Source organism: Nocardia ignorata NBRC 108230, from assembly GCF_001612905.1.
Classification (GTDB): domain Bacteria; phylum Actinomycetota; class Actinomycetes; order Mycobacteriales; family Mycobacteriaceae; genus Nocardia; species Nocardia ignorata.
In genome coordinates this window covers 421,126-434,925 of record NZ_BDBI01000005.1, presented here as the reverse complement: position 1 = coordinate 434,925, position 13,800 = coordinate 421,126, and the positions used below count along the sequence as shown (strand labels likewise).

The following is a 13,800-nucleotide window of genomic DNA, read 5'->3' as shown; positions in this document are numbered from 1 at the left end:
AGCGTCGAAGTCCTTTGGACAGCACAGGACTGATCAGTAGTGGTACCTGGCCTGAACGACCGTGACGGTATCTCCCGAGACCGAGTAGACCAGCCGATGCTCGCTATCGATGCGGCGAGACCAGTAACCCGACTTGTCACCGCGAAGCGGCTCCGGCTTGCCGAGGCCCTCGAACGGGTCGCGTGCGATGTCATCGATCAGGCGGTTGATCCGGATGGCGATCTTGCGGTCAGTGCTGACCCAATGTGTGTAGTCTTCCCAAGCAACCTTGACGAAGACGACTCTCATCGGTCTCCTTCAGGCTGGAACTCGACCACATCACCGGACTCCGCCTGTGCGATGCCCTGCGCCAACCTCGCCGCGTTGGCAGGCGAACGCAGCAGGTACAGAGTTTCCTGCATCGAGTTGAATTCCTCTTCACTCAGCAGGACGGCGTTGCCCTTTTTGCTGGTGATGTGAATGGCGGTGCGGTCGTTGTTGACCTCTTCGATGAGCGGGAACAGCTTGTTCCGTGCTTCGCTCGCAGAGACGGTATCTGTCATGAGATTCCCAATCCTTGTACGGGATACCTGTACCGTACAGGTTTTCGGCACGATACGCATTGTGCTGCAACAAAAAAGCCCCCTACCGCTGCGGTAGAGGGCTTCACTGCTCCCCCATCTGGACTCGAACCAGAAACCTGCCGATTAACAGTCGGCTGCTCTGCCAATTGAGCTATAGGGGAATATCCTGAGCTGTTGGGCTCGGGTCAGCTTGGCTGGCTGAACGAGATGAAACTTTAGCGTATGGGGTCGTGGGTTCCCAAATCGGGCCGCTACCTGCGGACATGTGGGGCGGTTGGGTGGGTGGGGTGGATCGACAGGGGTGGGGTGAGTCGGGCAGGATGGGGCGCGCACACAGACGTGGGAGGAGCTCCAGGAGATGCTGCGGTTGATCATCGGCGTGGCGGCCGGGTATGTGCTCGGCACGAAGGCCGGGCGGGCGCGCTATGAGCAGATCAGTGCGGCGACACGGGCGGTGACGGGTAGCCCCGTGACGAAGAAGCTGGTGTCGGTGGGCAGGCAGAAGCTGTCGGACAAGTTGAGCACTCAGCCGAAGCTGGAGCCGATGGAGCCGCTCGACGAGCGGACCACGGTGATGGTGCCGCACAACCAGCTGCGCCGGGGGCGTTAGACGCCGGTGACGTTGGGGTCGTTGCCCATGGCCCGCTGTCCGAGGTCCTTGCGGTACGCCTCGAGGGCCACCAGGTCGCCGAACAGCTCCATGTAGCCGTCGGGCTGATCGGACGCCGACATGCGCTGCAGGCGTGACTTCAGCTCGGCGATCTGGCGGCCCACCCAGATCTCCTGCACCCGGGCGAGCACCCCGGAGATGAGCCGCGGCACGTCCTCCTGGGTGCGAACGGGCAGTTGTTCGTTGGCCAGCTCCGAGACGAGGGCCCGGATGAGCAGGTCCTCGCTCTGATCGGCTACTGCCGCGACCCACTCGGCGCCGGTGAGACCCGATGCGGTGCCGCCGGCTTTCGCGATCATCAACCGGACCATCACGTAGGCGGGGTGGATGAACGCGTCGGCCTCGACGTCGTCGAAGGCCGGGCCCGCGATCCCCGGGTATTGCAGGGCCGCGCACAGGCTTTGGCGCTGGGCGAGCAACGTCGGTTCGCGGGGATCGGGTCGGGCCGAGTCGCCGTTGCCGCGGGCGGGCGCGACGGGCCGTGGCGCGACGGCACCTCGTCGGCCACCCTTGTCGTCGGCGGGCGCCGCGCCGCCGCGGAAGTGCTTGCGGGCTTCGTCACCGACCTGGCGCACCAGGGACTGGATGTCGTCCACGCCGAGCCAGCCGGCCAGCTTCGTCGCATAGCCCTTGCGGGTCGCGTTGTCCTTGATCTGGGCGACCACCGGAACCGCGCGCCGTCGCGCCTCGACCTGTCCTTCGACCGTGTCGAGGTTGTATTCGGCGAGCACGCCGCGAATCACGAACTCGTAGAGCGGGGTTCGGCGGGCGACGAGGTCGCGCACGGCGGAGTCGCCCGAACGCTGACGCAGCTCGCACGGATCCTGCCCGTCGGGCGCCACCGCGATGTAGGTCTGCCCGGCCAGCCGCTGGTCGCCGCTGAAGGCCTTCAGCGCGGCCGCCTGGCCCGCCGCGTCACCGTCGAAGGTGTAGATGATCTCGCCGCGCCAGAAGTTGTCGTCCATCAGCAGCCTGCGCAGCACCTGCAGGTGTTCTTCACCGAAGGCCGTTCCGCAGGAGGCGACAGCCGTCTTCACCCCGGCCAGGTGCATGGCCATCACGTCGGTGTACCCCTCGACGACGACGGCCTGATGCCCCTTGGCGATCTCACGCTTGGCGTGGTCGAGGCCGAACAGCACCTGGGACTTCTTGTACAGCAACGTTTCCGGCGTATTCACGTACTTGCCGGGCATGGTGTCGTCGTCGAAGATCTTGCGGGCGCCGAACCCGATCACCTCACCACCGAGGTTGCGGATGGGCCACAGCAGCCTGCGGTGGAAGCGGTCGATCGGGCCGCGTTTGCCCTGCTTGGACAGTCCGGCGGCTTCCAGTTCCTTGAATTCGAAACCCAGGCGCTGCAGGTGTTTGGTGAGGGTGTCCCAGCCCGCGGGCGCGTAACCGCAGCCGAACTGCTGCCAGACGGCCTGGTCGAAGTTTCGGTCGGTCAGGTACTTGCGGGCGGCCTCGGCCTCGGGTTCGTACAGACGCGCCGCGTAGAACTCCTGCGCGGCGGCGTTCGCGGCGACCAGCCGCGAGCGGGTGCCCCGGTCGCGCTGCACCGAGGTGCCGCCGCCCTCGTAGTTGATCTGGTAGCTGATGCGGTCGGCCATCTGCTCGACGGCCTCGACGAAACCGATGTGCTCGATCTGCTGCAGGAACTTGTAGACGTCACCGCCCTCGCCACAGCCGAAGCAGTGGAACAGGCCGTGATTGGGCCGCACATGGAACGACGGGGACTTCTCGTCGTGGAAGGGGCACAGGCCTTTGATCGAGTCGGCACCGGCGCGTTTGAGCGCCACGTACTCTCCGACAACGTCTTCGATCCGGACACGTTCACGGATCGCCGCGATATCGCGATCTGGGATTCGTCCGGCCACGCGGCAAGTCTAGTGGGTCCAGGTCAGCGGCAGTCCAGCGCGGTCGCGACCCGCTCGAAGCGGCTTTCGGTATAGGAGGCGATCTGGTCGATCACCACGCGCACCCGGGCGGTGTCGTCGGTGGCGGCGTTCCACCAGGGCAGCATCTGGTCGTCGAGGTGGGCCGGAGCGGTGGTGAGCAGGCGGTCCGCGACGGCCTGGACGCGTTCGCGCTGGGTCTGCTGCCTGGCCAGGTGCCCACGATCGGAGCGCACGTACCGCAGCGCGACCGTCTTGAGCACGGCCACCTCGGCCGCGACCACCGGCGGCACGATCAGGTCGGCCTCGTAGCGCATCAGCGGGCCCGGCCCGGCGTGCTCCTGGGTGGCGACGATGGCGGCGGTGGCGAAGCGCCCGACCAGTTCGCTGGTGAGCCGTTTCAGGGCGACCGACGCGGCGAAGGTGCCGTCGTAGCCCGCCGCCTCGGCGACCACGTCGAGCTCGGACAGGCGTTGCGCGGCGGCGGCCAGGGCATCGATCGACTGGTCGGGGTGTTCGCCGTGGCCCTGTTCGGCCAGGGCCGCCTGTTCGGCGGGGTCGGCGAGGGCACGCAGATCGATGCGGCCGACGATCACGCCGTCTTCCACATCGTGCACGGAGTACGCCACATCGTCGGACCAGTCCATGATCTGGCATTCCAGGCTCTGCTTGCGCTCGGGAGCGTCCTTGCGCACCCACGCCAGGCGCTCCAGATCGTCGACGTAGGCGCCGAACTTGGTGCCGGAACCGCTTCTGCCCCACGGGTATTTGAGCGTGGCGTCGAGGGCGGCGCGGGTGAGGTTGAGTCCGGCGCTCTCGCCGTCGGCGTCGACGACCTTGGGCTCGAGGCGGGTGAGGATCCGCAGGTTCTGGGCGTTGCCCTCGAAACCGCCGTAGGCATCGGCGAATTCGTCGAGGGCGCGTTCGCCGTTGTGGCCGTAGGGCGGGTGGCCGATGTCGTGGGCGAGGCCGGCCAGATCGGCGAGGTCGGGGTCGGCGCCGATGCCGTCGGCGATGCTGCGCCCGATCTGGGCGACCTCGAGCGAATGGGTGAGCCGGGTACGCGGGGTGTCGCCTTCGCGCGGGCCCATGACCTGGGTTTTGTCGGCGAGTCGACGCAGCGCGGCCGAGTGCAGCACGCGCGCCCGGTCCCGGGAGAATTCGCTGCGGTGGCCCTTGCCCGCCGCACCCGGCCAGGCGGTTTTGCCCGGCTCGGTGACCATGCGTTCGCGGTCGTGCGGGGTGTAGGTATCGGTCATCTCACTGTCCCGCCTCGTAAGGGAAATCTGCCGAGAAATGAGTGAGCTGGTACCACAGCAGCGCACCGGTTTCGCGGGCGATACCGTGGAATTGCGACTCCCTCGTGTAGACGGCCGGCCCGGTGCGGGTGGGTGCGGTCCAGGCGTGCAGACCGGCGTCTCGCGCCATCGTCCTGGTTCGCAGTGAATGCCACGGGTCGCTCACGAGTACGGCCGATGACAACCCGCTCTCGTGCATGGCGGCGGCGACGGCCTCGACGCTGCGCAGGGTGTCGGATCCCGTTTCGACGGCGAGGATGTCGGCACTCGGCACACCCTTGTCCTGGAGATATTGCTTGCCCGAGGCGGCTTCGGTGTAGAGGTCGCCCTCCTGCTTGCCGCCGACGGTGATCACCAGGGGCGCCACACCCGTCTCGTAGAGCCGCCACGCCTGGTACAGCCTCGCTTCGAAGACCGACGACGGCGTCCCCGAATACTGGGCGGCGCCGAGCACCACGATCGCGTCGGCCGGGGTGTGGTCGTCGATCCGCGCGACCTGCCACACCCGGAACGCCGTCCCACCGACCAGCACCAAGCCCATCACGATCGCGCCGGCGACCAGCCTGGTGATCCAGATCGAGACCGTCGAGAGCAAGCCGCGCCGGTGCCGGGCATCCGGAGCGGGCACGGTCGTGCGCGAAGAACCCGATTTCACCTTGCTCAGTCTGCCAGGTGGCACCGACCGGTCGTCGGCTCAGCGGTCACTACTGAATTCCGGTCCGGTGAACGACGCGCCGTGCCCGGTCGGCCTCGGACTACCAGCCGCGGGCACGCCAGTCGGGCAGTTGGGGTCGCTCCGCGCCGAGGGTGGTGTCGTCGCCGTGACCTGGGTAGACGACGGTGTCGTCCGGGTAGCGGTCGAACAGCTTGGTTGTCACATCGGCGAACAGGGAGTCGAAATCCTCGGGGTTGTGCGTTTTGCCCACGCCGCCGGGGAAACCCTGCGGTCCACAGCGGATAACATAAGTCATGGCCATCATCAAAGCCGTGATCTACTGCCGCATCTCGGAAGATCCCCGGAACACGGAGCGAGGTGTTGCTCGTCAACGAGAGGACTCCGAGCAGCTGGCGAAAGCTCGTGGCTGGGAGGTCGTTGCCACCTACGTGGACAACGATGTTTCAGCGCTGAGTGGGAAGCACCGCCGCAATTACGAGGCGATGCTCGATGCTGCGGCGCGCGGCGAGTTCGACTTCATCGTGGCGTACGGGCTGGCCAGACTGTGGCGCAATCGCAAAGAGCGAGCGCATGCGATCGACGTCCTCTCTAAGGCCCGGGTCGGCATCGCACTGGTCAAGGGTTCCGACATCGATCTGACTTCGGCGGCGGGGCGCATGTATGCGGGCATTCTCGGCGAGTTCGACTCAGCGGAGTCCGAGATCAAGAGCGAACGAATCGCGCGCGCTGCGAAACAACGCGCCGAGGAGGGCCGGACGAACGGAGCACCTGCCTACGGCTGGAAGCGGGTCTATCAACGCGATTCTGCGGGCAACGTACTCAGCTGGGAGGACATCGAAGATCCCGTCGCCGCTGCCGTTGTGCGCGGAATTGTGGCTGACCTGCTGGCCGGGCTGTCGGTGAATCACATCGTTCGGGAGCTGAACGCCGCGAAGATACCGACCCCTCGGGGCGACGGTCAATGGCTGTCATCGACCGTGCGCAAGCTGGCTCTGCGCAAAATGAACATCGCAATTCGTACGCACCGCGGGCAGGAGTATCCGGCAGCATGGCCCGCGATTATTGATCGCGATACCCACGATCGGGTGACCGCACTGATTACCGACCCGACTCGGGTGACGACCAAGGGCGGCGCACGCCGACACCTGCTCAGCTTCGGAATTGGCCGTTGCGGAAAGTGCGGGCACGTTCTTCGGGTTGTGAACCGTGGCGGACCACATGTTTTGTACTGCTGTGACACACCTCGGGGCTGTGTCGGCCGCCGTGTCGAGTGGGTAGACGAATTTGTCGCGTCAGTGGTCTGCGGTCGTCTGGCACGCGAAGATGCGCGAGACCTATTCGTCAACAGCGAAGACTCCGCTGGTCGCGATGCGCGCGCGCGAGTGGATGCGATTCGGGCTCGGCTGGACAGCGCAGCAGACGCATTCGCCGACGGTGAGATTGACGCCAAGCAGCTTGCACGAATCTCAGCGAAGCTGAAGCCCGAACTCGCTGCCGCCGAGGCAGATGCAAGTCGGGCCACAGCGGGGTTGGACAGCGCACTCGTTTCACAGATCACAGCAGGCGACACACGCAAAGTCTGGGACGCACTCACCATCACCCAGAGAATCGCCGTGCTGCAAGCACTCGACGTCCGCGTAACGATCCTCCCTGCACGCGGCGGCCCAGGCTTCAAACCCCAGTATGTCCGTATCGACTGGAATGCTTCCGAACAAGCACCGTGAGGCAACGGTACTTCACTGGCACTGAACGCAGAGTACGGTCGAATCATGTTGACTACCTGCGGTTTTCGCTACAGCAATGTGCGCACTTTTGGCCGCGAATTCTCCGCGTAGCTCATAATTCACCAACTGCATGCCAAAAAGTTGCTGAGCTCTATCAGACTCCTGCCCGAGGGCGCTTCTGAGTTGCGGCAGACCAACAAATAGGCGCTGACCAGCCCACCCTTTTGGGCGGCCTGCCCCCGCGGCGAGCGGATGCTCTTCCGCGCCCCCGGCGCGATCTTCGATCCTGAGCGATGGCTGATCTGTGTGGTGTTCGTCCCTCTCGGTGTGGCCTGAGGGCGACTCGATCACCTCACCGACCGGAAGCAAGGGTGGCGCAGCCATCGCGCAGCGACGCCGCAGGCGCCCTTGCTGGAGGGCGGTGAGGTGATAGCCCTCAGATCAGGCCACGCCGAGAGGGACGAACACCATGCCCCGCGATGGAACGCGCGACCGCAGGTCGCGATACCCCCACCTAAACGCGCCGCGCACCAAACCAGCCTGTGCCGCAACCGAACCGCGACACCGCGCACCCGACCGGATACGCGCTACGCCACTACACCAACTACGACACCCGCGGCTTTAAACCGCAGCCACGCGCACCTGACGCCACCACCGCCACCGACTACCAAAGCAACCCACTCGCAAACCCACCGATGTACTCCCAACCCGACCACTTCTTTTCTCTCAACCACCATCCCATCCATCCCTTCTTTGTTCTTTGATTTCTGATTGCTCCCCACCCCCACCCAGTTCGACATCTCGTTGACCACGAAGTGGGTGATGAGATGTCGAACTGGGTGGGGGTGGGGAGTGAGCAGAAATCCCGCCCTTACGCCCAGCTCACGGGATGGATGGGATGGTGGTTGAGAGTGCGAAAACCTAGCACCGCACCGGTGCTCGGTTTTCGCTGGAAAGTCGCGCGGTTTTCGCGCCCTCGATCGCCACCAAGATCGACTACCGGACGGCTGAAGCCACGATGAGCTCGCCCTTCCTCGGCGTGTCAGTGTGAGTCCGGACGGCGGGCAGTTCAAGGGCGCTCCTTCGTCGCGTCGGCTTCGCCGATGGCCTTCGGCCACCCTTGAGCAACCCACCGTCCGGACTCGGAATGCCTTCGGAGGAAGGGCCAGGGGAACAGTTGGGGAACAACCGCGGTACCGATCGCTGCACATCGAACAGCCGGACATGACGGAGCCCCTGACCCGGAATCTCGGGCCAGGGGCTCCTGGTGTGTGCGGCGCCGTCTACGCAGGTGGCGTGTAGCTGCCGATGTCGTAGATACGACCATTGCCGCCCTCGGCGGGGCCGACGTACAGCAGGCCCTCGAGGCGACCACCGATCGCGACACCGTTGGCACGGGCTCGGCGCAGGCCGACCCGGATGGCACGCTGAACGTCGCGGTCCATGGTCACGGCCCGCAGCCCGTCGTCTTGGTCGTCGTCGCGGGCGTCCGTTTCGAGGATGAGCTGCGAGTCGATCACCGGGTCGCCGGCCTGCGCGACCGTGGGTCGACGGTTGATCCAATAGAGGGGCTGCCCCTGGCTGTTGTGGCGGTGGCGGCGGATGACGGCGATGATTTCGCCGCTCACTCCATCGCCGGGCTTGACCTCGCGGCCGAACGGATTGCGGGCGCTCCCGCTCATCAGCTCGGCGTTGATCTGGTCCAGGTCGGTCAGTGCGTTCGTCATGTTCGCTCCTTCGTTCGTGGTGTGGAGTTACAGGGAGAATCTGGGAGGGGCAGGCTCGGCACCTGCCCCTCAGTAACCGGTCAGCGAATGAACGTCAGCACCTCCGCTCCGGTGTCCACCGGCTCGGCGGATGCCAGGATCTGCGCCACGCGCGAGTGCGACAGACCGACCGCGGCGCCGATCGTGCGGGTGGACTCCCCCGCTGCGTGGCGGCGAAGGATTTCCGCGTCGCGCTCGGCAGTCGGGTCCGGCGCAGGAGCGCTGTCCAATGCCGCGAGCTCGGTTGTCGACCCGCTGTCCAGCGCTGTCCACTCGGCGTCTACCGGTGTCGAGTCGCTGTCCAGTCCGGTCGCGGCGCTGTCTACCGGGCTCGGGGCACTGCGGGGCACCTCGATCAGCGCGGTCAGTCCGTGCGTGGCGGCCAGGCCGGCCAGCGGGGCTGCACCGGCCACCGCGGCTGCGACTGCGGCGGGCAACAACCGACCGCCTGATTCCGCAGCGTGCAGGCCATTTCCGACAACCGAGACCGCCTCGGCGGCGAAAAGCTGCGCCCAAAAGAACACCCGCGTTCCGCCCGGAACCTCGATGTTCTGGCGGGCGCGGCGCTGCAAGGAAACCAGTGCCACAGCAGACTGGACAATGGCTCCGTCGACGAAGATCGGGCCGACCCACGCTAGACGCGGATCGATCCCGGCCATGACAGCCAGATCGGACAGGGCCGCAAAGCTCCACGCAAACGCACCCAAAGCGATCACAACCGTCATCGCCAATGCGGTTCCTTCGGCCCAGTCCATCCCCCCGGTGAACGGGCGCTTGACAGGCTGTACAGCGGTAGACGCGTTCATCGTTCGTGTCCTTCCTGGCCCATGGACGCTGTCCACGGGCTCCACTTCGGGGGGTGCACAAGCCGTTCCTGCTCGGCGTGCAGGGCGTGCCCGGCGAGCTGGTCCAGGGCGTTATCCAGGTCGCTGGCAAGCTCTCGGTTACGGTCTTCCAGCTCGGCACATCGCTGCTCGGCGGCGGCCAGCAGCGTTTCCAGCTCTGCTGCGCTGCGACCGTGCTGAGCGGACTCGGGCCGTTGTTCCAGATGTCGCGGCATCCGAATGACCTTGGCCAAGGTCACGACCTTGCTGCGCTCAGCCGTCACGGTTGCGGGCATCGTCTGTTCCGCGGCTATAACACTCACCGTTCGGCTCCTGCCCGTTCGTTCTGGCGCTCCATCGCGGAGGCCAGAGCATTCCCGCGGCTGGTGTAGCCCGCGAGTGCGCTGGTGCGGGCCGCGACGCTGGCCCCGAACGACGGAACCGGGTACTCCGGGGTGTACCGGGCCCGATCGTCGAGCGACACCATCGGGCCGGAGATCCCGAGCGAATGGGTTGCAGACTGCTCGCTGACCTGATGCTCCGCGATGGTGGGTCTTTCGCTGCCTCCGGTGGCCTGTTCGACGGCTGCCTGGTCACGCCGTACGTCGGCGAGCGAGCGCTGCTCGCCTCGGATCTCGGTGACGCGCTCGAACGACAGTCGAGCCACGTACGGCGAGTCGATCAGGCCCAACTTGTCGTGGCTGATGCCGTTGACGGCCAGGTCGCGGGCCTGGTCCCAGCTGCGGGCCTCGACCGGGCCGATGGCGTCACCCAGTTGGGCACGCTTGGCGTCGGCGGCGGCCGGGTCGTCGCGGTAGTCGAGGTAGGCATCCGACAGAGTGATCCACTCGTCGAGCCACCGGTCCTCGGCGTGGTTGATCCACGTCGAGGACCATTCGTCGCGGTCGACGGCGTCAGCTGGGTCGTAGTCGTCGACGGTGCGGCCGTTGCCGACAGCGGCCCAGTGGGTGAAGTCGTAGCGCATCAGCTGCTCGGTGTCGGACTCGGTGGTGAACTCGTCGACGGGGGCGGTGCGGTCGGTAGTCTCGGTCATTGGTTCGTGCCTTTCGGAACTGCTCATGGATTGGGTGGGTTCGTGGCCGGGCCAGGCGCCGTGGCCGGTCATCTCTCGTGCTTGCATGTGGGACGACCACCGGGTGTCGCTCATGCCGGGCGGCTGCAATCCGCCCGGCATGAACACCTCGTGGCCCTGCTTCATCGCCGCCGGTGCATCGATCCAGGCCTGGTGCATCTCGTCGAGCTCGGCCCAGTGCGGACCGACGACCGGGTCCGCGGACCACCGGGCGCGGATTTCCCGCGCTACCGGCAGCAAGCTGGCGTCTTCGTAGAAACCGCGGTCTTCGAAGTCCACGGCCCGGGCGAAGTCGGCCCGCCACAACACCTCTCGGTCGTCGGCGATGCGGTCGGCGTAGCGGGCGATGAACGGATCATCGAGATCGTCGAAGGCCCTCATCGCTGGACTTCTTCGCGTTCGGTCGAACGTGCGAGCGCCGACGCGACTGCATTTCCTGCCGCGTAGTCGGCCAGCGCGCTACGCCCTGCCTGGTCGGCCTGTCGTTCTGGGCTGCCGTACCGCTCGGCCTTCGGGGTGCGTTCGGCGAGCTTCTGCACCGCCTGATCACGCTCGCCGCGCAGCTGCTTGGCCTCGGCGAGGGCCTGGTCGCGCTCGGCGATCATCGTGGCCAGCTGCCGGGTCAGATCCGCGTTGCGGTCGGTCAGATCGGCGTTGTGCTCGATCGAGAGCCGGTGACGACGGTCCAGGCTGTGGTACTCCTGTGAGTACTCCTCTGTCCGGGCGTTATAGGTGTCCAGCTGCTCGCGGAACAACTCCTCACGGGAGGCGACCCGCTGATCGGCCAGCTTGGTCGACAACGTGCCGGGCAGCCCGTACTCGGAGAAACGCGGCGACTCCGGGTGCTTCGGGTCGGTGACCTCGACCCGCATCCGCGCGGTGTCGGGGCTCGCGGACCGGACGCTGTCGTACGCGAAGTCCAGCGCGAGCTGCTCGCTGGTGACCGTGGCGATCTCGCTGGCCAGCACCTTGCCGGTACCCGGCTCGATCCGAGCCACCGCCACCTCGTGCGGGGTACCGAAGTACTCGATCACCCCTTCGGATTCCCGCGACCAGCGCCCGACCGCGTTGATCGCCTCATGACGCGGGCCCATCGCGCTGCGACGCTGCACGTCGTCGGCAGCGTCCCCATCGTGCCGAGCCCCTACCTCGACGAACACGGTCCCGTCCCTGGGCAGGCGGCGATCCCAGCTCATCTCCCGAACGGTCTCCGACAGTGCTTCCTCACGGAACGGGTAGTGATTGGTCACCTGGACACCACCGGGCACCCCGTAGGTCGCGGCGTAGTAGGTGTGCTCGTACATGTAGTCGATCTCGTGACCCACCTCGCGGCGAGTCAGCCCAGCCGCCCGCGCAGCCTCGATCGCCTGCTCCCGGGCCTTCTCGGCAGCCTCGGAGGCCAGTTTGTTGCCTGCCCGGTCCATATCCACATGCGCGCTACGCAGCGCCTGCACCGCGTTGCGCTGGGCCTGGTCCAACTCCTCGTAACCGCGGGGCGGACGGGCCTCGCGGCGGGCCTCGGCCAGCTTGGCGGCCCGCTCGCGCTGCTCGGCGACCAGGCGGGCGTTGTCCTCGCGCCGCTCGGCCACCCAGTTCTCGGACAAGACAGCGACCTGACGGGCGACCCGCTCCTGCTGGCGGTCCATCGGCTTGAAGATCGCGCCATACGGCCGGTCGGGATTGCGCTGGGCCGCATTCAGCGCGAGTGCGACCTGACCGCGCTGTTCCAGCGGCAGCACAGCGGTCTCGTGCAGGGTCGACTCGATCCCGTACCGGATACCCTCCAACCGCGCGGCGTCGTTCTCGGCGTCAGCCGCGGTGAAACCGGGCTGATGGCGGCGCAGGCCGGCCGCGACCACCTCGGAGTGGTAGTCGTTGACCCGCTTGGTGTACCAAGCCTCGGCGATCTTCTGCTCGCCGACCTGCTCACGGATGGCCTCGGCCAGCTCGCGCCGCTCCTTACGCGACAGCTTCGGGGGCTTCACACCACTCTGGCGGCCCTTACGGCTCTGCATCCAGGCCCGGGCCACGGCCATGATCTGGCCGAAGGTACGACTCGTCTCACGGACGATCTCGTCCTCGACGGCCGGGCCGTCAGCGTGAGCGCCGGTGTTGTTGTTGTCGTTCGACATGAACATCGTGAATCTCCTTGTGTTGGTTGGTGAATCGGTGGTCAGAGGGCGGTGAGGCTGGGCAGGTTCGGCCACTCGCTGCCGTCGCGGACCATCTCCGCTCCGGCCCGCAGACGCTGGCGATCCAGCCGGGTGATGTCCTTGCGGCGCCAGTCGTTGCGGGCGTTGAACTCGACGTTCAGGGCGTCCAGATGACCGGCGCGGGCCTCGATCGCCGCGCGGTGCTCGACGGCTTCTGGAGTGGCGCCGTAGGACTGGGTCTGGCGCTCGGTCCGCAGCCACTGTTTGACGGCGGCGATCTCGGCGACCAGCTCCGGCACCGTCAGCTCGGTCATGTCGCGGACGTAGCGGCCGTTCACCGCGACCAGCAGGTCGGCGCGGAACTTCGCGCGGTTCTCGGCCTGGCGGGCTTCGAGGTAGGCGGTCCGCGCCTGATTGGCCTGCTCGATCTGGGTTTCCAGTTCGTCGAACTCGGCGCGTTCCGTGGGCGACATCCGCATCCGGCGCACCCACTGCTCGACCCGGACATCGATACCGGTCTCGGCAGCGGCGACCAGCGCGGCCACCCCGATCACGCTGACGGTCACGCTCAGTGCTGCGACCTGAATGTTGGTGTGGGACATGGTTACTTCTCCTTCTTGGGGTTGTTGGTGGTGCGGCGGGTTTCGTAGCGGGCCCGGCGGACGGCCAGGGTCTCGACGTGGCGGCGGATCCAGCTGCCGGTGTCGGCGAGCGCGTAGCCGATCATCTGGACGGTCTCGGTGACGCCGGGGCGTCCAGCGCAGTGCCACCAACCGAATGCGGCGATGGCCAGCACGTAGACCGCGAGCGGTCCAGGCAGCGGCAGCACCGCCACCGCTGTGCCAGCAACTGCGGTTCCGGCGACGGCGGGACCCCAGATCCGGGCCCAATCGCGGGCTCGGGTGACGCGGTCGACGACGGGCTTGGCGGTGCGCCCGATGTTGCCGCCGTCCGGGACGACCGGGACCAGTTGCGCGGCGAGCTTCGCGGCGGTGGTGCCCGTCATGTCGGCGGCGTAGCGGTCGAGCACGGACTGTTCGTGCTCGCGAGCTGCGTCGTTGCCCCCGCCCAGCACTTCGCCGTGGTCTTCGGGATCGGGTAGCGGATTCGGAATAGCCATGGTCGTAACTCCTTGTCT

The 13,800-nt window shown here is 66.7% G+C and carries 14 protein-coding genes, 1 tRNA gene and 1 pseudogene; 2 read left to right on the top strand and 14 right to left on the bottom strand.

Translation table 11 applies throughout. The annotated features are described in order from the left end of the window. Nucleotides 1-33 precede the first annotated feature (33 nt). The 3 genes from NI2_RS05820 to NI2_RS05810 all read right to left on the bottom strand — a co-directional run bounded on the left by NI2_RS05820 (nucleotide 34) and on the right by NI2_RS05810 (nucleotide 724). Entirely contained in the window at nucleotides 34-288 is a 255-nt protein-coding gene (locus tag NI2_RS05820; RefSeq protein ID WP_067486864.1) for a Txe/YoeB family addiction module toxin, read from the bottom strand. After that, a complete protein-coding gene (locus NI2_RS05815) occupies nucleotides 285-542 on the bottom strand; it encodes a type II toxin-antitoxin system Phd/YefM family antitoxin (RefSeq protein ID WP_067486861.1) in 258 nt (85 codons plus the stop codon). Before NI2_RS05815 ends, NI2_RS05820 begins: the two co-directional genes overlap by 4 nt. Nucleotides 543-651: 109 nt before the next feature. Continuing rightward, a tRNA-Asn gene (locus NI2_RS05810) sits at nucleotides 652-724 on the bottom strand. A gap of 197 nt (nucleotides 725-921) precedes the next feature. Here NI2_RS05810 and NI2_RS05805 point away from each other — a divergent pair. Beyond that, nucleotides 922-1,173: a hypothetical protein gene (locus tag NI2_RS05805; RefSeq protein ID WP_067486858.1), complete on the top strand. Its 252-nt coding sequence runs from the start codon at nucleotides 922-924 to the stop codon at nucleotides 1,171-1,173. Here NI2_RS05805 and dnaG read toward each other — a convergent pair. The 4 genes and pseudogenes from dnaG to NI2_RS32810 all read right to left on the bottom strand — a co-directional run. Beyond that, nucleotides 1,170-3,110: a DNA primase gene (gene dnaG / locus NI2_RS05800; protein WP_067486855.1), complete on the bottom strand. Its 1,941-nt coding sequence runs from the start codon at nucleotides 3,108-3,110 to the stop codon at nucleotides 1,170-1,172. The two genes, NI2_RS05805 and dnaG, sit on opposite strands and share 4 nt — an antisense overlap. A gap of 23 nt (nucleotides 3,111-3,133) precedes the next feature. After that, nucleotides 3,134-4,387 (bottom strand): deoxyguanosinetriphosphate triphosphohydrolase, encoded by a 1,254-nt coding sequence (locus NI2_RS05795; RefSeq protein WP_067486852.1) that lies wholly within the window; start codon nucleotides 4,385-4,387, stop codon nucleotides 3,134-3,136. Nucleotide 4,388: 1 nt separating this feature from the next. Further along, on the bottom strand, nucleotides 4,389-4,967 hold the full coding sequence (locus NI2_RS05790) for a YdcF family protein (RefSeq protein WP_084475994.1): 579 nt from the start codon (nucleotides 4,965-4,967) through the stop codon (nucleotides 4,389-4,391). Between the two features lie 214 nt (nucleotides 4,968-5,181). Continuing rightward, a pseudogene (locus tag NI2_RS32810) lies at nucleotides 5,182-5,376 on the bottom strand (MBL fold metallo-hydrolase); the annotation flags it as partial. 19 nt (nucleotides 5,377-5,395) lie between these two features. On the opposite strand from NI2_RS32810, the gene NI2_RS05785 reads away from it, so the two are divergent. Then, on the top strand, nucleotides 5,396-6,826 hold the full coding sequence (locus NI2_RS05785; RefSeq protein WP_067486848.1) for a recombinase family protein: 1,431 nt from the start codon (nucleotides 5,396-5,398) through the stop codon (nucleotides 6,824-6,826). Between the two features lie 1,283 nt (nucleotides 6,827-8,109). Here NI2_RS05785 and NI2_RS05780 read toward each other — a convergent pair. The 7 genes from NI2_RS05780 to NI2_RS05750 form a co-directional block, all read right to left on the bottom strand. Further along, a complete protein-coding gene (locus tag NI2_RS05780) occupies nucleotides 8,110-8,553 on the bottom strand; it encodes a hypothetical protein (RefSeq protein ID WP_067486845.1) in 444 nt (147 codons plus the stop codon). Nucleotides 8,554-8,633: 80 nt separating this feature from the next. After that, entirely contained in the window at nucleotides 8,634-9,398 is a 765-nt protein-coding gene (locus tag NI2_RS05775; protein WP_084475955.1) for a DUF2637 domain-containing protein, read from the bottom strand. Further along, nucleotides 9,395-9,739 carry a hypothetical protein gene (locus tag NI2_RS05770; RefSeq protein ID WP_067486840.1) on the bottom strand — a complete coding sequence of 115 codons (345 nt, stop codon included), beginning with the start codon at nucleotides 9,737-9,739 and terminating at the stop codon, nucleotides 9,395-9,397. The genes NI2_RS05775 and NI2_RS05770 overlap by 4 nt, the downstream gene beginning before the upstream one ends. After that, nucleotides 9,736-10,890: a hypothetical protein gene (locus tag NI2_RS05765; protein WP_067486837.1), complete on the bottom strand. Its 1,155-nt coding sequence runs from the start codon at nucleotides 10,888-10,890 to the stop codon at nucleotides 9,736-9,738. The genes NI2_RS05770 and NI2_RS05765 overlap by 4 nt, the downstream gene beginning before the upstream one ends. Continuing rightward, on the bottom strand, nucleotides 10,887-12,647 hold the full coding sequence (locus NI2_RS05760; RefSeq protein WP_067486834.1) for a hypothetical protein: 1,761 nt from the start codon (nucleotides 12,645-12,647) through the stop codon (nucleotides 10,887-10,889). Before NI2_RS05760 ends, NI2_RS05765 begins: the two co-directional genes overlap by 4 nt. 35 nt (nucleotides 12,648-12,682) lie before the next feature. Further along, on the bottom strand, nucleotides 12,683-13,264 hold the full coding sequence (locus NI2_RS33595) for a hypothetical protein (RefSeq protein ID WP_067486831.1): 582 nt from the start codon (nucleotides 13,262-13,264) through the stop codon (nucleotides 12,683-12,685). Nucleotides 13,265-13,266: 2 nt separating this feature from the next. Then, entirely contained in the window at nucleotides 13,267-13,782 is a 516-nt protein-coding gene (locus NI2_RS05750; RefSeq protein ID WP_067486828.1) for a hypothetical protein, read from the bottom strand. Between the last annotated feature and the right edge of the window lie 18 nt (nucleotides 13,783-13,800).

Excerpts from the sequence above, each read along its gene's own strand:
- NI2_RS05765 (WP_067486837.1), bottom strand. The coding sequence starts at position 10,890 with ATGAGGGCCTTCGACGATCTCGATGATCCGTTCATCGCCCGCTACGCC.
- NI2_RS05820 (WP_067486864.1), bottom strand. The coding sequence starts at position 288 with ATGAGAGTCGTCTTCGTCAAGGTTGCTTGGGAAGACTACACACATTGG.
- NI2_RS05780 (WP_067486845.1), bottom strand. The coding sequence starts at position 8,553 with ATGACGAACGCACTGACCGACCTGGACCAGATCAACGCCGAGCTGATG.
- NI2_RS05790 (WP_084475994.1), bottom strand. The coding sequence starts at position 4,967 with ATGGGCTTGGTGCTGGTCGGTGGGACGGCGTTCCGGGTGTGGCAGGTC.
- NI2_RS05785 (WP_067486848.1), top strand. The coding sequence starts at position 5,396 with ATGGCCATCATCAAAGCCGTGATCTACTGCCGCATCTCGGAAGATCCC.
- NI2_RS05815 (WP_067486861.1), bottom strand. The coding sequence starts at position 542 with ATGACAGATACCGTCTCTGCGAGCGAAGCACGGAACAAGCTGTTCCCG.
- NI2_RS05805 (WP_067486858.1), top strand. The coding sequence starts at position 922 with ATGCTGCGGTTGATCATCGGCGTGGCGGCCGGGTATGTGCTCGGCACG.
- NI2_RS05760 (WP_067486834.1), bottom strand. The coding sequence starts at position 12,647 with ATGTTCATGTCGAACGACAACAACAACACCGGCGCTCACGCTGACGGC.
- NI2_RS05795 (WP_067486852.1), bottom strand. The coding sequence starts at position 4,387 with ATGACCGATACCTACACCCCGCACGACCGCGAACGCATGGTCACCGAG.
- NI2_RS05750 (WP_067486828.1), bottom strand. The coding sequence starts at position 13,782 with ATGGCTATTCCGAATCCGCTACCCGATCCCGAAGACCACGGCGAAGTG.
- NI2_RS33595 (WP_067486831.1), bottom strand. The coding sequence starts at position 13,264 with ATGTCCCACACCAACATTCAGGTCGCAGCACTGAGCGTGACCGTCAGC.
- NI2_RS05775 (WP_084475955.1), bottom strand. The coding sequence starts at position 9,398 with ATGAACGCGTCTACCGCTGTACAGCCTGTCAAGCGCCCGTTCACCGGG.